Source organism: Nitrospirillum bahiense, assembly GCF_007828025.1.
Lineage (GTDB): Bacteria > Pseudomonadota > Alphaproteobacteria > Azospirillales > Azospirillaceae > Nitrospirillum > Nitrospirillum amazonense.
This window is the reverse complement of record NZ_VITO01000003.1, coordinates 228019-245205: the sequence shown is the minus strand read 5'-3', so window position 1 is coordinate 245205 and position 17187 is coordinate 228019. Positions and strand designations below refer to the sequence as shown.

Sequence of the window (17187 nt, the reverse complement as noted above, 5' to 3'; positions counted from 1 at the left end):
GGCGGCCTGGGGTGACCCGTGGCCGCCTTTTTCATGTCCGCCGTTGCCGCCCGGCCGACATGCCACCAGAATGCGCACAGATGGCACCATGAGGAGAATCGATGGCATGGAGACGATCGGCAACCTGTTGACCGCCCTGCCCCCGGCCCTGGACGCGGAATGCTTCACAGACATTCTGCGCCGGCCCGGCTGTCGTATAGAGCGCATCGTGTCCCAAGGGCAGGTGACGCCGGTCGACCGGCCTTACGTGCAGGCGCATGACGAATGGGTGCTGGTCCTGGCCGGCGCCGCGCGGGTGGAGATGGACGGCACGGAAACGGCCCTGGCGCCCGGCGACCATCTGTTCATCCCGGCGAACGCCCGCCACCGGGTGACCTTCACCGATCCCGGTCAGCCCACCGTCTGGCTGGCCATCCATATCGGCGAGGCCACGTCAGACCACCAGTGATGACATGGCCGGCGGCTGGCCCAGCAGGTCGGCCACGATGCGCAGGCTTTGCGCCAAGTCGTCGCGGGATGCGGAGGCGCCCAGGCCCAGGCGCACGGCCTCCGGCGGGGTGCCCAGGGCGAAGGCGTCGCTGGCGACCACGCCGATGCCCACGGTGCGCAGGCGCGCGGCGAACTCACCCCGCGTCCACGGTGGCGACAGGCGCAGCCACAAATGGAAGCCCTCCGGGTCGGCGCTGACCGCCTCACCCGGCAGGATGCCGGCCGCCAGGGCCTGGCGCGCCGCCGCCTCGTGCCGGATGGCCTCCAGTACGCGTGCGGCCGTGCCGTCCTCGATCCAGCGCGTGGCCAGGGCCGCCGTGAGGGGGGATGCCATGGAGGCGGTGGCGCGCAAGGCGCCGGCCAACCGCGCCGCCGCCCGGGTGTCCGGCGCCACCAGATAGGCGATACGCAGGGCCGGGGCCAGGCACTTGGCCAGGCCCGCGACATGATAGGTGATGTCCGGCGCCAGGGCGGCGAAGGGCGGCACCGGCGCGCGCGGCAGGGCGCCGTAGGCGTCGTCCTCGACGATGGCGACGCCATGGGCGCGAGCGATGCCGGCCAGGGCCAGCCGCCGCCCCTCGGATATCGTCAGGGTGGTCGGGTTCTGGATGGTGGGGCTGGTATAGAAGGCCCGCGGCCGGTGGGTGGCGCACAGGGACTGGAACGCCTCGGGCAGCGGCCCCTCCGCATCGCCGGGCACGGCGACGGGCCGCAGGCGCAGGTGGGCGGCCAGCGACAGGAAGCCGGGATAGCTTAAAGACTCCGCCAGCACCACGTCGCCCGGCGCCGCGATGGCGCCCAGTGTGGCCAGCAGGGCGCCTTGCGCCCCAGGGCAGACCAGCGCGCGTTCCACCGCCACGCCCGGCAGGCGGGGGGACAGCCAGGCGACACCGGCGGTGCGGTCGCGCACGCTGCCCCCCGGTTCCTGGTAACGCATCAGCAGGTCCAGCCCGCCCGGCGTCTCCAGTTCCACCAAGGCGGCCCACATATCCGCCGACAGGGCCGCGTCGTCGAAACGCGGCGGCAGGTTCATGCTCATGTCCACCATGCCGCCGCCGCTGGCGGCCGGCACCGCGCGGATGGGCGGCGGCTGGGTGGCGCTGCGGGACCGAACGTAGGTGCCCTGCCCCACCCGGCCCTCCACCAGGCCCCGGCGCCGCGCCTCGCTATAGGCGCGGCTGACGGTGGTGAAGTCTATGCCCAGCTGATCGGCGAGGGCGCGCTGCGGCGGCAGCCGCGTGCCCTCGGGCAAGCGGCCGGTGGCGATGTCGGCGGCGATGGCGGCGGCGATGGCCAGATAGACCGGCCCCGCCGCCTTGCTGACAACAGGCCTCCAATGCGCGGTCATCCCCTCTCCATCCCTTGCCGATGCCCTACAATCCATATATATGGATATTGCATGTTTCTACCAAGGCGCAAGCGCCCTGTCCGTAGTTTATAGGGACGCCCGCCGGGAAATGGATGGAAAAATGGACCTGAACGCCAGATTCCAGGCGCTGATCAGCGATATGAAGCTGGAAGGCCGCTACCGCACCTTCATCGAGCTTGAGCGTATCGCCGGCGCCTTTCCCACCGCCCTGTGGCATGCACCGGACGGCCGGCAGCGCCGCGTCACCGTGTGGTGCAGCAATGACTATCTGGGCATGGGCCAGAACCCCGAGGTGCTGGCGGCCATGCACCACAGCCTGGACCTGTCAGGCGCCGGCACCGGCGGGACACGCAACATCTCCGGCACCAACCGCCAGCACGTGGCGCTGGAGGCGGCGCTGGCCGATCTGCACGACAAGGAATCGGCGCTGATTTTCACCTCCGGCTGGATCAGCAACCTGGCGGCCCTGGGCACGCTGGGCCGGGTCCTGCCGGGCTGCGCCATCTTTTCCGATGCGCTCAACCACAACTCCATGATCGAGGGCATCCGCCGTTCCGGCGCCGAACGTTTCATCTTCCGCCACAACGACGCGGCCCACCTGGATGAGCTGATGAGCCAGGTGGCGCCCGACCGGCCCAAGATCGTGGCGTTCGAGAGCGTCTACAGCATGGACGGCGACATCGCCCCAATCGCCACCTTGTGCGATGTGGCGGACAAGCATGGCGCCATCACCTACTTGGATGAGGTGCACGCCGTGGGATTGTATGGCGCCCGCGGCGCTGGCGTGGCGGAGCGGGACGGCGTGGCCCACCGCCTGACCCTGATCGAAGGCACGCTGGCCAAGGCCTTCGGCGTCATGGGCGGTTATGTCGCCGGGCCGGCGCTGATCATGGACGTGATCCGCAGCATGGCCGACAGCTTCATCTTCACCACCTCGCTGTGTCCGCACCTGGCGGCCGGCGCCCTAGCCGCCGTCCAGCATGTCGCTTCCCATCCGGAGGAGCGGGCAGCCCAGGCGCGCAACGTGGCGAAGCTGCGGGGCCTGCTGCAGCAAGCCGGCATCCCGGCCATGGACAGCCCCAGCCACATCCTGCCGGTGATGGTGGGCGACGCCCATTTGTGCAAGCGCACCAGTGACTTGCTGCTGGCCGAGCACAACATCTACGTCCAGCCCATCAACTACCCCACCGTGCCCCGGGGCACCGAGCGGCTGCGCATCACCGCCACCCCCTTCCATACCGAGGCACACATGCGGGCGCTGGTGGACGCCTTGGCCACCATCCGCCGCGACTTGGGCTGGATGCCCGGCCGCGCCGCTTAACCCCCCGCGCCACCCTGACACCCTCGCCCGTCTCTGCCGGTGGCGAGGCGGCATTTTGGCTGTGCTGCGAGATCCATACAAGTGCCGTTGCCAGCCGCCGGGGCCGGTTTTCTCGGTAGGGCAGTCCCTGCATTTTCGCTGGTTGCCCGCCTGCATAATACAGACATACAAAACATACATACAAACACATCAGCGTCCACGGTCAGCCACCCGCATTCCCGGCGTGGGTTCGCGCTTGGCCATTCTATGGAGACGAGGTTAATGAGACGGATGGGGACCGCCCCCGGCGATGGCGCCGGGAGAATGGGCTTGAAGATAGTCAAGCTGACGCGCCACTTTTGGCCGCTGGCGGCACTGGCCCTGTCGGGCTGCGGCGATATCGAGCTGCTGAACCCCAAGGGCGGCATCGGGGAACAGGAAAAGACCCTGATCCTGCTGGCGCTGGGGCTGATGCTGCTGGTCGTCATCCCGGTGATGGTCCTGACGTTGGTGTTCGCCTGGCGCTACCGTGAGGGCAACCCCAAGGCCACCTACGCGCCGAAATGGTCCCATTCCAACCGGATCGAGGTGGTGGTGTGGTCCATCCCCTGCTGCATCATCGTCTTTCTCGCCCTGCTGATCTGGCGCACGACGCATGAGCTGGACCCCTACCGCCCGCTGGAGGCCAAGGTGGAACCGGTGCGGGTGGAGGTAGTGGCCCTGAACTGGAAGTGGCTGTTCATCTATCCCGACTATGGCGTCGCCTCGGTCAACCGGCTGGAGCTGCCGGTGGACACGCCCGTCAACTTCACGCTGACGGCACAGTCGATGATGAATTCCTTCTTCATCCCCCAGCTGGGCAGCCAGATCTACGCCATGGCCGGGATGCGCACCCAGTTGCACCTGATCGCCAACCAGCCGGGCACTTACGCCGGCCTGTCCTCGGCCTTCAGCGGCGAAGGCTTCTCCGACATGCATTTCGATGCCGTGGCCGTGGACCGCGCAGGCTTCGACGCCTGGATCGCGCAGGCCAAAGCGGCCACCGCCACGCTGGACGCCGGCGTCTACCAGGCGCTGGAGGTCCCCAGCATGAAGCATCCGGTGACGCTCTACCGTGCCGTGGAACCAGGCCTGTTCGACCACATCGTCGACCAGTTCATGCCGGCGATGGCCCCCAACGACAAGCTGGCGCTGTGCACCGCCCCCCGGGCGACAACCCGGGACCAGTCCACACCCAAGCCTTCATCCGTCACGGAGTAAGCCCGCGATGTTCGGAAAACTGACCCTGTCGGCCATCCCCTGGGATGAGCCCATCATAATGGGGACGGGCGCCGCCGTCGCCCTGGGCGGCCTGGCCCTGCTGGGCCTGATCACCTATTTCGGCAAATGGCGCTATCTGTGGGATGAGTGGATCACCACCGTCGATCACAAGAAGATCGGCGTCATGTACTTCGTCCTGGGCTTGGTCATGCTGCTGCGCGGCTTCGCCGACGCCATCATGATGCGGGCGCAGCAGGCCATCGCCAACAACGACGCGGCAGGCTACCTGCCCCCGCACCATTACGACCAGATCTTCACCGCCCACGGCGTGATCATGATCTTCTTCGTGGCAACACCCTTCATCCTGGGCCTGATGAACGTGGTGGTGCCGCTGCAGCTGGGCGCCCGCGACGTCGCCTTCCCCTTCGTGAACTCGCTGGGGTTCTGGCTGTCGGCGGCCGGCGCCGTGCTGGTCATGCTGTCCATGTTCGTGGGCGACTTCGCGGCTACTGGCTGGGTCGCCTATCCGCCCTTGTCGGAACTGGGCTACAGCCCTTCGGTCGGCGTCGATTATTACATCTGGTCGCTGCAGATCTCAGGCCTGGGCACGACGCTGGCGGGGGTGAACTTCATCGTCACCATCCTGCGCATGCGGGCCCCCGGCATGACCCTGATGAAGATGCCCGTCTTCGTCTGGACCTCGCTCATCACCAATATCCTGATCGTCGCCGTCTTTCCCGTGCTGACCGCCACGCTGGCGCTGCTGACGGCCGACCGCTACCTCGGCATGCATTTCTTCACGAATGAGCTGGGCGGCAATGCGATGATGTACATCAACCTCATCTGGGTGTGGGGCCACCCGGAGGTGTACATCCTGATCCTGCCGGCCTTCGGCGCCTATTCCGAGATCATCGCCACCTTCTCGCGCAAGCCGCTGTTCGGCTACACCTCGATGGTCTATGCCACGTCTTCCATCGGTATCCTGTCCTTCTTCGTCTGGCTGCACCACTTCTTCACCATGGGGTCGGGCGCCAATGTGAATGCCTTCTTCGGCATCATGACGTCCGTCATCTCCATCCCCACGGGCGTGAAGCTGTTCAACTGGCTGTTCACCATGTACCGGGGGCGCGTGCGCTTCCATTCCGCCACGCTGTGGACCATCGGCTTCATGGTCACCTTCGCCGTGGGCGGCATGACCGGCGTGCTGCTGGCCGTGCCCGGCGCCGACTTCGTGCTGCACAACAGCCTATTTCTGGTGGCCCATTTCCACAACGTCATCATCGGCGGCGTGGTCTTCGGCTGCCTGGCCGGCATGACCTTCTGGTTCCCCAAGGTCTTCGGCTTCACCCTGGATGAGTTCTGGGGGAAGGTCTCGTTCTGGTGCTGGCTCATCGGCTACTGGCTGGCCTTCACGCCCCTGTACATCCTGGGCTTCAAGGGCATGACCCGGCGTATGAACCACTATGACGTGCCCGGCTGGCACCCCTATCTGGTGGTGGCCCTGGTGGGGGCGTGCATCATCGGCGCCGGCATCCTGGCCCTGCTCATCCAGCTGGTGGTCAGCATCCGAGACCGGGAGAAGAACCGCGACCTGACGGGCGACCCATGGAATGCCCGCAGCCTGGAATGGTCCACCGCCTCCCCCGCGCCGTTCTACAACTTCGCCCACGTGCCGCAGATCACCTCGCTGGAGCAGCATTGGGAAGATAAGGAGATGGGCCGCGCGGGCGTGCAGGTCATGGGGTATGAGGACATCCACATGCCGCGCAACACCGCCGCCGGCGCCGTCATCGCCGCCTTCGGCCTGGTCATGTGCTTCGCCCTGATCTGGCACATCTGGGGCCTGGCGCTGTTCGGCTTTGCCGGCATGGTCGCGACCTTCATCCAGCGCACCTATGACCGCGACGTGGACTACTACGTCCCCGCGACCGAGGTCGCCCGCATCGAGAACGCGCGCTACGCGCTGCTGAAGCAATCGGCAAAGGTGGCCTGATCATGAGCACCGCCCTGGCAACCCATACCCACGCCTCCACCCACGTGGCCCATGACCATGGCCACGATGACGGCAGCAAAACCGTCCTGGGCTTCTGGCTGTACCTGATGAGCGACTGCCTCATCTTCTCCTGCCTGTTCGCCACCTTCGCCGTGCTGGCCGGCAACGTCGCCGACGCGCCCACGGGCAAGGAGCTGTTCGACCTGCCATACGTGGCGGGGGAAACGGTGCTGCTGCTGGTCAGCAGCTTCACCTTCGGCCTGGCCATGCTGAACATGCACGCCGGCCGGCGCGGCCGGGTCATCGCCTGGCTGGGCGTCACCTTCCTGGTGGGCGCCGGCTTCATCGGCATGGAGGTGCATGAGTTCGCCAACCTGATCGGTGAGAACGCCGGCCCGGGACGCAGCGCCTTCCTGTCCGCCTACTTCACCCTGGTGGGTACGCACGGCCTGCACGTCACCGCCGGCCTGGTCTGGCTGGCGGTCATGATGCACCAGACGGCCACGTTCGGGCTGGACGGCATCGTGCGCCGCCGCCTGGCCTGCCTCAGCCTGTTCTGGCACTTCCTGGATCTGATTTGGATTTGCGTCTTCACCTTCGTCTACCTGCGGGGGGTCCTCTGATGTCCGCGACCACGCACACCAACACCGCCGGCGCCACCCACGGCACGCTGGCCTCCTACGTCACCGGCTTCGTGCTGTGCCTCATCCTGACGGGCCTGTCCTTCGGCGCCGTCATGGGCGGGGTGCTGCCGCCGGAGAAGATCATGGGCGCCATCAGCGGCCTGGCCGTCGTCCAGTTGCTGGTGCAACTGATCGTCTTCCTGCATCTGGGCCTGGCGCCGGAACAGCGCAACTACACCGTCATCGGCGCCCTGACGGTGCTGTTGATCGCCACCATCGTCATCGGGTCGCTGTGGGTGATGCACAACGCCAAGGTCAACATGATGCCGACCCAGATGTCCGTGGAACGGGCCCTATCCAAAGACTGATGGGCCCAAGGATCGACACCTGACGGGGCGGTCGTTCGCGGCCGCCCCGGTCTGTTACCCTTCACCTCCCGAGCCCGCCGGAAAGATCCTGCCCCATGAACAATCCCATCGTGCGCGCCGCCGTGGTGCAGGCCGCCCCCCTCATGTTCGACACGCCCGCCACGGTCGCCAAGCTGGTGGACCTGGCGGAACACGCGGCGGCGCAGGGGGCGGAGATCGTGGTCTTTCCTGAGGCCTTCGTCGGCGGCTATCCCAAGGGCCTGAACTTCGGCGCCCACCTCGGCATGCGCAGCCCGGAGGGGCGGGAGGATTTCCGCCGCTATTACGAGTCCGCCATCACCATCCCGGGACCGGAGTTCCAGGAAATCAGTGAGGTGGCGCGGCGCGACCGCCTGCACCTGGTGGTGGGGGTGATCGAGCGCGAGGGCGGCACCCTTTACTGCACCGCCCTGATGTTCGGACCCGATGGCCGCCTACTCGGCAAGCACCGCAAGCTGATGCCCACCGCCTTGGAACGCCTGGTGTGGGGCTTCGGCGACGGATCCACCATCACCGTGGTGGACAGCGCCATCGGCCGCTTCGGCAGCGTCATCTGCTGGGAGAACTACATGCCCCTGCTGCGCATGGCCATGTACGCCAAGGGCATCGAGTTCTATTGCGCCCCCACGGTGGACGACCGCGAGACCTGGCTGCCCACCATGCGCACCATCGCCCTGGAGGGACGCTGCTTCGTGCTGTCGTCCTGCCAGTACCTGACCCGCGCGGACTGCCCCGCCGACTATGCCGCCGTGCAGGGCGACGACCCGTCCACCGTCCTGATCCGCGGCGGTTCCTGCATCATCGACCCGCTGGGCAACGTGCTGGTCCCGCCCTGCTTCGATGGCGAAATGACCCACCTGGCCGACCTGGACCGCCGCCTGATCGCCCGCGGTAAATACGACCTGGACGTGGCCGGCCACTACGCCCGCCCCGACATCTTCAGCCTGACGGTGGACGTACGTCAGAAAAACCCCGTGACCTTCACGGCGCCCCCGCCGATGGGCGTTGACCCAACGGCGGGGGAGCAGCTGGTGATTGGCGCCAGAAAGGATTGAGGGGGTAAAGGCGCTAGCGAAAGAGAGCGGGGGGGCCATCAGCCCCCTACGAAGGACGGCGACGACGCCACAACCGCGACCATATGGTCGATGAAAGCGCGCACCCGGCGAGGCACCTGTCCACCGCCGACATATACGGCGTTGACCGTTTCCAGATCGCCGGGATTATAGGCCTCCAGCACCGGCACCAGGTCGCCGCGCCCGACGGCCTCAACCACGTGCCAGTAGCTGAGGCGGGCCAAACCCACACCAGCCAGGGCCATTTGTCGCAGGGTCTCGCCATTGTTCACCAGCAGGCTGCCGGCCACCGGCACCTCCACCTCGCGGCCGTCCTCCCGGAAGGGCCAGCCTACGCGGCTGCGGCGGAAATTGAAGTCCAGGCAGTTGTGCTGGGCGAGGTCGGCCGGCGTTCGCGGCGTGCCGTGGCGGGCCAGGTAACCGGGTGCCGCGCAAATCACCCGGCGGCTCTGCCCCAGCTTGCGCGCCACCAGGGCGCTGTCGGGCAGCGTGCCCACGCGGAAGGCCAGGTCGGCCTTCTGCGCCAGCAGGTTCACCACGTCGTCGGTGAAGCTGAGATCGATGGTCAGGTCGGGATGGCGCGCCAGGAAGGCCGGAAGGGCGGGCGCCAGCACATGCGTGCCGAAGGGTACGGAGGCGTTGATGACGAGACGGCCACGCACGGTGCCCGATCCCACCGCCTGGTCGGCGTCGTCCAGCGCCCGCAGCGCCCGCTCGGCCGCCTGCAGGTACCCCCGCCCCTCATCCGTCAGGGTCAGCGCCCGCGTGGTGCGGTTCAGCAGGCGGGCGCCCAGCCGCGCCTCCAGCCGGGCGATCAGCTTGCTGACAGCGGAAGGCGTCAGGTCCAGGGTGCGGGCGGCGGCGGAAAAGCCCCCTTCCCGCACCACACGGACGAACACCTCCATCTCGCCGGAGCGTTCCATCTGCACGCGCGCCATCTGTGCCTGCCATTCATAGATATTGTTCTTCCACACTCCATACTCCCACCGCCGACCGGTGCCTAGATTTGGCGTCGAAACGTCATCGGGACGTGATGGAAGGAGTATGGGTCATGGACCTGAAGATCGCGGGCAAGACCGCCCTGATCACCGGATCGACGGCCGGCATCGGACTGGAAATCGCCCGCAAGCTGGCGATGGAGGGGGCAGCCGTCATCGTTGTGGGCCGCGACGGCCGGAAGCTGGACCAGGCGGTCGCCGGCATCCGCGCCTCGGGCGGCGTCGATGTGAGCGGCGTGCGCGCCGACATCACCACGGCCGACGGCGCGGCCGACCTGCTGCACCAGGTGCCGTCGGTGGACATCCTGGTCAACAACCTGGGCATCTATGAAAGCAAGTCCTTCGCCGACATCAGCGATGCGGACTGGCAGCGCTATTTCGACGTCAACGTCATGAGCGGGGTGCGCCTGACGCGCCACTATTTCCCGCAGATGCTGGCCCGCAACGAGGGCCGGATCATCTTTGTCTCCAGCGAGACGGGCCTGGCGGTGGATCCGGCCATGATCCACTACGCCATGACCAAGACGGCGCAGCTGTCCATCGCGCGCGGCCTGGCCGGGCAGACCAAGGGTACGCGGGTAACCGTCAATTCGGTGATGCCCGGCCCCACCCGGTCGGAGGGCATCGTGGATTTCCTGCGCAGCGTGTCCAGCAAGCCGGACGCCACGGTGGCCGAAGCTGAGGTCGAGTTCTTCGCCACCGCCCGATCCGGGTCACTGCTGCAGCGCATGATCGAACCGGAGGAGATCGCCAGCATGGTGGCCTTCCTGGCCAGTCCCCTATCGGCCGCCACCAATGGCGCCGCCATCCGGCTGGAAGGCGGGCTGATCAACACCCTGGCGTAAGGCCCGCGCCTCCGGGCCGTTGTGGGAGTTCTGAAATCAGAACTCCCACAAACGTTTCATCTCACTTCGCTTGCCACACCTCGGGATGGGCATCCATGTAGTCGCCCAATGCCTTGGCGATCTTGGCATCGTCCGCCAGGCCGGGATGGGAATGACAGCCGCTGAACGCGATGTCGTGCATGGGCAGGAAGGCCAGGCGGCTCTCGCCCGCCGCGTGCAGCTTGTCCGCCACCTTGGCCACTTCCGCCGCGATCTCGCCATCGGCCATATCGGTCGCCCACAGCAGGAAATAGGCCTGAGGGTTATGGGCGCGCAGGGCTTTCACGAAGTCGACATAGGTCGCCTCGTAATCGGCGTGCAGGGCGTCGCGGGTGGCCCACTTCTCCCCCGCGTGCAAGGGCGTGGTGAAGTCGTTGGTGCCCAGGGCGATGACGATGACCTGGGGATGCCAGGCCGGATCATCATAGCGGGCGGCATGGTCGAACAGGGTGTAAGGGTAGGCCTGCGGCAGGGTGTCGGCGGCGAAGCCGTTGTAGTTGCGGACGATGCCCCGTCCGGAGATGGCGTTCACCTGGTAATCGGCACCATAGCGGCCGGCCAGGCGCGGCGCGATGCCTTGCGAGGTATCGGTTGTGTCCCACACCTCGGCCGTCGTGCATGTCTGCTGGAACGCCGCCTGATCCGCGATGTTGCCATAGCCCACGGTGTGGCTGTCGCCGATGAACTCGATCTGCCGCGCCCGCGCCGGAATGGGCAGCGGCTTGGTGCCCGCCGGGGCGTAGAAGCCGCCGAAGGCGCTTGGGCCTGCCTGGGTTTCGCTGGCGGTGTCGACACGCAGGGTGTGCGCGCCCGCCTTCAGTCCCGTGACGCGATAGACGCCCGGCTTGGGCTTCACCAGCGCCGCCGGCGCGCCGCCATCGATGCTGATGCGCAGGCTGACGTCGCCAGGGCCGACGCGGAACAAGGCCGAAGTCCCCATGAAGCGGGTCTCGACATAGGTGCCCGGCCACTGCCGGCGGAAACCGCCGTCGGTTCCCTCGGCCAACACCCGGCCGCCGATGTGCCCTGGCAGGGCTGTGGCGCCGACGGGCAGGTCGGCCACGGGCTCCACCTTGGGGGCCCCGCCACGGGCCGCCCCACCATGAGCCGTCCCAGTGGGGGCCGCCGTATCCCTGGCCAGGACCGGGCCGGCGGCCAGGGTGGCCATAAGCGACAGAACGAACGCCGACAGAACGTTTAGGGACTTCACGCTTTCCTCCCAGCATCAGACTTATATGCCAAATGGCGGGAGAGTAACGGTATCGGTTGCCGGCTGCCAGTGCTGGAACTAGAGCGCCCCCGGCTGGCCATAGGGGTGCGGCCTCAGGATGTCTTCAAGCCCGATGCGGCGCAGCAGTTCGGCCCGCACCCGGTCGGCCACGCCGTTCACCACCTCGCAGCCATCGCTGGCGGGATCGACGTGGGTGCGAAAGGGGCGTTGGCCATACGGCATCTCCACTACCCGAGCCAGGGCGTCGGCGACCAGGCGGGCGTCGGCGTCCGGCGGTTCCAACTTGGCCAGGCCGGCCTCCGCCACCTCGGCCATGCCCTTGTCGGGCCCCTGCTCATAAGCCAGCACGGTGGCCAAGTCCGCCGGCCGGCCCGCGTGGGCGAAATGATTGGTGCCCTTGGTGAAGGCACCCGGCACCAGGATGTTGGTCTCGATGCCCCAGCGCGCCAGTTCCCCGGCATAGCTGACGGCGAGGCTGTCCATGGCGGCCTTGGCCGCGAAATAGGGTGCCAAATAGGGGGGTGTACCGCCACGGGCGCTGCTGGACGACACCCAGATCACCAGGCCCCGCCGCTGGCGCCGCATCTGCGGCAGCACGGCGCGGTTCACCCGCTGGGTACTGATGACGTTGATGTCATACAGTTCCGCGAACTGTTCCGGTGTGAAGGCCTCCGCCGGGCCCAGGGACATGTGGCCGGCATTGTGCACCAGGACATCGATCCGGCCGTGTATGGCGACGACGGTGCTCACGGCCCGGTCCACCGATGCCTGCGATTGCACATCCATCTCTATCGTCCGCAGGTCGGACCGATGGTCCTCCGCCCAGGCCGCCGCCTCGACCACCGCCCGCGCGTTGCGGGTGGTGGTGTCGCGCATGCCGGCGTAGACGGTGTGGCCGTTCAGGGCCAGGGCGCGCACGGCCAGGGCGCCGAAGCCGCTGGACGCGCCGGTAACGAGGATGACCTTGGACATTGGCGGGACGCTCTTCCTGGGTTGGACGCCGGTTGGGTCGAATACCCGGGGGCCGGCGGAACGAGGGGAAGGCTAGGGCGCTGGCCTCCCGCCCGACAGCCACACCTAGGTTTGCCCATACCTTGGTTTAGCCCCGCGCCTTCCATGAGCAATCGCGCGCGGATTTCGTTGCACAAATGCGATACTATTTACCAACCGCTAGACCCTTGATTATCCTGGGCATGACGCAACACCGCAGGCCCGGCCTGGACAATAAACACGGGCGGACCATGGGCCCCTCTCCTTCGCACCCCCATCGGGCGGCGCCGCGCCGGCGGTCACGGCCCCTGGCGGCGTTGGCCGGCCATGGCCGCGCGCAATGCCTGGCGGCGACCGTGCTGGCGCTGCTGATCTTTTCCGCCGACGCCTTCAGCCCGCTGCAGGGCGCGGTGGCGGTATTGCACACGGCCGTCGTGCTGCTGGTCGCCATCTCCCACGGCCGCCGGGCGGTGATGCTCACCGGCCTGGCCTGCGCCGCGCTGACCGGCGGCGCCTTCCTGGTCGGCCATATGGATGACCTGTCGGAAGGGGCGGCCATGCGCCTGGCCGTCAGCCTGACGGCCATCCTCATCACCACACTGCTGTCGCTCAGCAATCGCAGCGCCCGCACCGCCATGGCGGAGCAGGCCCGCATCCTGGAACTGACGCACGATACCGTGGTCATCCACGACGCCGACGGCATCATCCGCTATTGGAACGATGGCGCGGAACATCTGTACGGCTGGACCCGGGAGGAGGCGCTGGGCCAACCCTGTCAGCAGCTGCTGCAGACGGCTTACCCGGCGGGCGAGGTGCACCAAGCCCTTGCCCTGGCCGGCCACTGGTCCGGCGAGCTGACAAGGGTGCGCCGCGACGGCCGCCGCATCGTGCTGGCCAGCCGCTGGCTGGCGCGCTTCGACGGCCAGGGCGGCAACATCGGCATTATCGAAACCAGCGCCGACCTGACGGAACAGCGGCGGGCGGACGCGGAGCGCCAGAGGTCCGAGGGACGCTATCGCGCCATCTTCAACGCCGCCGGCTTCGCCATCTGGGAGTCGGACTGGACGGACGCCTTTCGCGTTCTTGAAAGGGCGCGCGACCTGGGTGGCGGCGACCTCAAGGCCGGCCTGGCCCTGCACCCCGACCTGATCCGGCAGGCAGGCCAGGCAACCCGCATCCGCGCCATCAACGCCGCCGCCGTCCGCCTGTTCGAGGCCGAGGGGGCGGAACAGCTGCTGGCGGGCAGCATCGTCGCCATGTACACGCCCAGCAGCGAGGCCGCCCTGGTCCAGGTGTTCGCCGCCCTGTCGGCAGGTGAGCGCATGGTGGAGGCGGAGGGCCAATTCCGCACGTTGTCGGGCGGCATGGTGGACGTGGTGCTGCGCGTCACCGTCCCGCCGGAGGATGAGGACTGGTCGCGCATCCTGGTCATGGCACTGGACGTGACAGAGCGCAACCAGGTCCAGGCCAAGCTGGCGCAGCTCAGGACCGAACTGGCGCATGTGTCGCGCATGAGCACGCTGGGGCAGCTGGCGGCATCCATCGCGCATGAGGTCAACCAGCCGCTGTCGGCCATCATCACCTATGGCAAGACGGGCCGCCGCTGGCTGGCGCGGGGACCAGAACACGCGCATGAGGTGGAGGACTGCCTGCAGCATGTGGTGACCAACGGCACCCGCGCCGCCGACGTCATCGCCCGCATCCGCGCCCTGGCCCGCAAGGCGCCGCCCAAGACCGACACCCTGGTGGTGGAGGCGCTGGTGGCGGAAACCGTGGCCCTGGTGGGCCGCGAGGTACAGGCCAAGGCCATCGCCGTCCGCGTCCTGTGCCCATCCGACCTGCCACCGGTGCGGGGTGACAAGGTGCAGGTGCAACAGGTGCTGATGAACCTGCTGATGAACGCCATCCAGGCTACCGCCGCGCAGGGGAACCCGCTTGTGGACGGCGACGCGGCCCGGGACATCACCATCCTGGCGGAGCGGGTGGACGATCTGGTCAGGGTTTCCGTACGCGACAGCGGCGGCGGCATCCAGGATGTGGAACCCGCGACCTTGTTCGAGCCCTTCTTCACCACCAAGGCCGATGGCATGGGCATGGGCCTGTCCATCTGCCGCTCCATCATCGAGGCGCACGGGGGCCAGATCACCGCCGCCAACAACGACGCTATCGCCCCCGGAAGCGGCCGCCGGGGCGCCACCTTTGCCTTCACCCTGCCGGCAGCGCCGGAGGAGCGGGCGGCCGGCGAGGGCGTCGGGGAAAGTGGCGGCATGCACGCCGCGTGATCGCCGTGCCCAGGCGCCTTCCAGCAACAAACACCCAAATTAACATCTATGTATGATGGGCCCCTGCCCGCCCGCTGGGGTACAGGGATGCGTTCAAGGAGGCGCGCGGCACCATGGGCGCGCATCCCCACAAGCTGCCATCCGGCGGGTGCGTGTCCGAAGGCGGAGTAAGGGTCCTGAGCAATCCCATTATCGCGATCGTCGACGATGACGCGGAAGTCCGCGGCAGCCTGCTGAGCCTCATGCGCTCTGCCGGGTTCGATGCCCGGGGATTCGACGGGGCAGTGGCGTTTCTGGACTCCCCCGCGCGGGACCGGGCCGCCTGCCTGGTCACCGACCTGCATATGCCGGTCATGGACGGGCTGGCCCTGCAGGCGGCGCTGCGCGACGCCGGCAACGACCTGCCCATCATCATCATGACGGCCTTCGCCGACCCCGCCCTGAGCCAGCGGGCGCTGGAGGCCGGTGCAGCGGCCTTCCTGTGCAAACCCCTGGATCCGGAGGATCTGCTGACCCGGGTTGAAGCGGCGGTGGCGGGGCGGGACCCATAGTCCATCCAACCCGGCGCTTCCCGCGGAGAACGGGCGGACGGGCCCCAGTGTCAGGGTGTCCGGCCGGCGAGACGATTTATGAAGTCACGCTCGGGCCGTGTGTCCACCTCGGGCGCGGTGATGCTGGGCGGACGGTCGTGCTTGCCCGCCAAACCGGCGATGAACCGCCGCGCCGCGTCCTCCCCCGGCTGAGCCTCGGGCCCGGGCTGAGCTTCAAGGTAGCCGGGATCGTGCGGCACTCCGGCGTCCCGCTCACCCGCCAATGACGCGATGAAGGCTTTCGCCGGATCGTCCTGCCGCGCCGCGAGCGCCGGGCTGGACATAATTCCAATCAGGATCAAGGCGCCGATGGGCGCCCGAAACACTCTCTGAACAGAGGCGGACATCTTTAGTCTCCGGCAATGCGCCGCGCCGCCGTCCTGAAAGGGACACAGGCGAGGAGCCATTCGTGAACCCGCACCGCCGTGGGCGGGGCGCAGCATCAAGCCACCCCGCTAAAATATGTGATGAGTGATGGATTTGCTATATCGTCACTAATCACGATTCCAAATGTCAGCCATGCCGGCATAGAAAAAGCCACGCCGGCGACAAACCGGCGTGGCATGAAGGGGGCTGCCATGGCCCCCGGAAGAGACCATGCTAATGCCCGCGCGGTATCAGACGTCCGCCATCTCTGCCGCGAGCTTGCCGGATCCGAGGTCGGCGCCGGTCACAGGGTCGCTTTCGGGGTTGGACATGGTGCGGGCCGCCAGGGCCTGGGCGGCTTCCTTCTGCGCGTCGGTCAAGGTGACGGACGGCAGGCCGTCGCCACCGTCCAGCGGCAGGCTACCCTCCACATCGTCCAGCCGTTGCCAGGTCCCGCCGGCGTTCCAAGGGCCTTCGGTATCCCCTTCGCCTCGGGACGTGTTGACGTAAAGGTCGGCGAACTCGGCCTTGCCCGGCAGCTTGCCCGGCGGGAAGTTGGGTTCGATGGCGTAGAGCGCCTTCTCGAATGATTTCTGGTGCGCGATCTCCCGCGTCATGAGGAAACCCAGGGCATCCTTGATACCGGGATCGTCGGTGACGTTGATCAGCCTTTCGTAGACGATCTTGGCCCGGCTCTCCGCCGCGATGTTGGAGCGCAAGTCGCAGGTGGGATCACCGATGCTGTCGATGTAGGCCGCCGTCCACGGCACGCCGGAGGAATTGGTCAGCGACGGCCCGCCGCCGTACAGCAGCGACTGGGTATGGCTGTCGCCCCCCTGGTTCAGCGCGGCATAGAGGTCGGCCTCCGCCAGGTTGGCCTCGGCGAGGTCGCCCTTGATGCCCTTGTTCAGCATGGCGACGATGCTGCCGATGATCTCCAGGTGGCTCAGTTCCTCCGTGGCGATGTCGAACAGCATGTCCTTACGGCCGGGGTCGGTCTCACTCAGCGCCTGGGTGAAATAGCGCATGGCGGCCGCCAGCTCGCCCTGCGGCCCGCCGAACTGTTCCAGCATCAGGCTGGCCAGGACGGGATTGGGTTCGGCGACCCGCACCGTGTATTGCAGGCGCTTGTTATGCATGAACATCGTCTTCGTCCCTCTGATTCATGTCGGTGACCCATGGGCGACACCGCGCCCGTAGAAGCGACATTTAAAGGGCGAAAATCTGGAATTGTTCCAATAAAACGAGATAATCAAAGTAATTGCCGAGACCAAGCTTCGCTTATTCGCAGTACTTTATGATTGATTTATTGTACTCTCATGCATCCCCGCC

Annotated in this window: 16 protein-coding genes; 10 read left to right on the top strand and 6 right to left on the bottom strand. The window is 67.3% G+C overall.

Annotation, left to right across the window (positions count from 1 at the left end):
* The first annotated feature begins 106 nt into the window (after window positions 1–106).
* On the top strand, window positions 107–448 hold the full coding sequence (locus FBZ88_RS06360) for a cupin domain-containing protein (RefSeq protein WP_145615932.1): 342 nt from the start codon (window positions 107–109) through the stop codon (window positions 446–448).
* Here the strand turns inward: FBZ88_RS06360 and FBZ88_RS06355 are convergent.
* Window positions 434–1837, bottom strand: a complete 1404-nt coding sequence (locus FBZ88_RS06355) for an aminotransferase-like domain-containing protein (RefSeq protein ID WP_186464236.1) — start codon at window positions 1835–1837, stop codon at window positions 434–436. The genes FBZ88_RS06360 and FBZ88_RS06355 overlap by 15 nt on opposite strands.
* 121 nt (window positions 1838–1958) lie before the next feature.
* Here FBZ88_RS06355 and hemA point away from each other — a divergent pair, with 121 nt between their 5' ends.
* The 6 genes from hemA (at window position 1959) to FBZ88_RS06325 (ending at window position 8496) form a co-directional block, all read left to right on the top strand.
* Window positions 1959–3179 carry a 5-aminolevulinate synthase gene (gene hemA, locus FBZ88_RS06350; RefSeq protein WP_145615930.1) on the top strand — a complete coding sequence of 407 codons (1221 nt, stop codon included), beginning with the start codon at window positions 1959–1961 and terminating at the stop codon, window positions 3177–3179.
* A 309-nt stretch (window positions 3180–3488) separates the two neighbouring features.
* A complete protein-coding gene (gene cyoA / locus FBZ88_RS06345) occupies window positions 3489–4418 on the top strand; it encodes a ubiquinol oxidase subunit II (RefSeq protein ID WP_246138530.1) in 930 nt (309 codons plus the stop codon).
* A 7-nt stretch (window positions 4419–4425) separates the two neighbouring features.
* Window positions 4426–6411 (top strand): cytochrome o ubiquinol oxidase subunit I, encoded by a 1986-nt coding sequence (cyoB, locus tag FBZ88_RS06340; protein WP_145615928.1) that lies wholly within the window; start codon window positions 4426–4428, stop codon window positions 6409–6411.
* Window positions 6412–6413: 2 nt separating this feature from the next.
* Window positions 6414–7034 (top strand): cytochrome o ubiquinol oxidase subunit III, encoded by a 621-nt coding sequence (cyoC, locus tag FBZ88_RS06335; RefSeq protein WP_145615927.1) that lies wholly within the window; start codon window positions 6414–6416, stop codon window positions 7032–7034.
* Window positions 7034–7402, top strand: a complete 369-nt coding sequence (cyoD, locus tag FBZ88_RS06330) for a cytochrome o ubiquinol oxidase subunit IV (RefSeq protein ID WP_145615926.1) — start codon at window positions 7034–7036, stop codon at window positions 7400–7402. Before cyoC ends, cyoD begins: the two co-directional genes overlap by 1 nt.
* A 95-nt stretch (window positions 7403–7497) precedes the next feature.
* Window positions 7498–8496, top strand: a complete 999-nt coding sequence (locus FBZ88_RS06325; protein ID WP_145615925.1) for a carbon-nitrogen hydrolase family protein — start codon at window positions 7498–7500, stop codon at window positions 8494–8496.
* Window positions 8497–8534: 38 nt separating this feature from the next.
* Here FBZ88_RS06325 and FBZ88_RS06320 read toward each other — a convergent pair whose 3' ends face one another.
* Window positions 8535–9488 (bottom strand): LysR family transcriptional regulator, encoded by a 954-nt coding sequence (locus FBZ88_RS06320; RefSeq protein ID WP_342780146.1) that lies wholly within the window; start codon window positions 9486–9488, stop codon window positions 8535–8537.
* Window positions 9489–9565: 77 nt separating this feature from the next.
* Here FBZ88_RS06320 and FBZ88_RS06315 point away from each other — a divergent pair, with 77 nt between their 5' ends.
* Entirely contained in the window at window positions 9566–10357 is a 792-nt protein-coding gene (locus FBZ88_RS06315) for an SDR family NAD(P)-dependent oxidoreductase (protein ID WP_145615924.1), read from the top strand.
* 61 nt (window positions 10358–10418) lie between these two features.
* On the opposite strand, the gene FBZ88_RS06310 is transcribed toward FBZ88_RS06315, so the two are convergent.
* On the bottom strand, window positions 10419–11606 hold the full coding sequence (locus FBZ88_RS06310) for an SGNH/GDSL hydrolase family protein (protein WP_211102550.1): 1188 nt from the start codon (window positions 11604–11606) through the stop codon (window positions 10419–10421).
* Window positions 11607–11684: 78 nt separating this feature from the next.
* Window positions 11685–12599: an SDR family oxidoreductase gene (locus tag FBZ88_RS06305; RefSeq protein WP_145615923.1), complete on the bottom strand. Its 915-nt coding sequence runs from the start codon at window positions 12597–12599 to the stop codon at window positions 11685–11687.
* Between the two features lie 269 nt (window positions 12600–12868).
* Between FBZ88_RS06305 and FBZ88_RS06300 the strand changes: the two genes are divergently transcribed.
* Both FBZ88_RS06300 and FBZ88_RS06295 read left to right on the top strand, forming a co-directional pair.
* Window positions 12869–14899 (top strand): PAS domain-containing sensor histidine kinase, encoded by a 2031-nt coding sequence (locus tag FBZ88_RS06300; RefSeq protein ID WP_246138529.1) that lies wholly within the window; start codon window positions 12869–12871, stop codon window positions 14897–14899.
* A 113-nt stretch (window positions 14900–15012) separates the two neighbouring features.
* Entirely contained in the window at window positions 15013–15450 is a 438-nt protein-coding gene (locus tag FBZ88_RS06295) for a response regulator transcription factor (protein WP_145615922.1), read from the top strand.
* Between the two features lie 50 nt (window positions 15451–15500).
* On the opposite strand, the gene FBZ88_RS06290 is transcribed toward FBZ88_RS06295, so the two are convergent.
* Together FBZ88_RS06290 and FBZ88_RS06285 are read right to left on the bottom strand one after the other, a co-directional pair.
* Window positions 15501–15836, bottom strand: coding sequence for a hypothetical protein (locus FBZ88_RS06290; protein ID WP_145615921.1), 336 nt, complete (start codon window positions 15834–15836; stop codon window positions 15501–15503).
* A 270-nt stretch (window positions 15837–16106) separates the two neighbouring features.
* Window positions 16107–17000, bottom strand: a complete 894-nt coding sequence (locus FBZ88_RS06285) for a manganese catalase family protein (protein WP_145615920.1) — start codon at window positions 16998–17000, stop codon at window positions 16107–16109.
* Window positions 17001–17187: the final 187 nt, after the last annotated feature.

Excerpts from the sequence above, each read along its gene's own strand:
- FBZ88_RS06315 (WP_145615924.1), top strand. The coding sequence starts at position 9,566 with ATGGACCTGAAGATCGCGGGCAAGACCGCCCTGATCACCGGATCGACG.
- cyoD (WP_145615926.1), top strand. The coding sequence starts at position 7,034 with ATGTCCGCGACCACGCACACCAACACCGCCGGCGCCACCCACGGCACG.
- FBZ88_RS06295 (WP_145615922.1), top strand. The coding sequence starts at position 15,013 with ATGGGCGCGCATCCCCACAAGCTGCCATCCGGCGGGTGCGTGTCCGAA.
- FBZ88_RS06355 (WP_186464236.1), bottom strand. The coding sequence starts at position 1,837 with ATGACCGCGCATTGGAGGCCTGTTGTCAGCAAGGCGGCGGGGCCGGTC.
- FBZ88_RS06290 (WP_145615921.1), bottom strand. The coding sequence starts at position 15,836 with ATGTCCGCCTCTGTTCAGAGAGTGTTTCGGGCGCCCATCGGCGCCTTG.
- FBZ88_RS06305 (WP_145615923.1), bottom strand. The coding sequence starts at position 12,599 with ATGTCCAAGGTCATCCTCGTTACCGGCGCGTCCAGCGGCTTCGGCGCC.
- cyoB (WP_145615928.1), top strand. The coding sequence starts at position 4,426 with ATGTTCGGAAAACTGACCCTGTCGGCCATCCCCTGGGATGAGCCCATC.
- FBZ88_RS06325 (WP_145615925.1), top strand. The coding sequence starts at position 7,498 with ATGAACAATCCCATCGTGCGCGCCGCCGTGGTGCAGGCCGCCCCCCTC.
- hemA (WP_145615930.1), top strand. The coding sequence starts at position 1,959 with ATGGACCTGAACGCCAGATTCCAGGCGCTGATCAGCGATATGAAGCTG.
- cyoC (WP_145615927.1), top strand. The coding sequence starts at position 6,414 with ATGAGCACCGCCCTGGCAACCCATACCCACGCCTCCACCCACGTGGCC.
- FBZ88_RS06360 (WP_145615932.1), top strand. The coding sequence starts at position 107 with ATGGAGACGATCGGCAACCTGTTGACCGCCCTGCCCCCGGCCCTGGAC.
- FBZ88_RS06285 (WP_145615920.1), bottom strand. The coding sequence starts at position 17,000 with ATGTTCATGCATAACAAGCGCCTGCAATACACGGTGCGGGTCGCCGAA.
- FBZ88_RS06300 (WP_246138529.1), top strand. The coding sequence starts at position 12,869 with ATGGGCCCCTCTCCTTCGCACCCCCATCGGGCGGCGCCGCGCCGGCGG.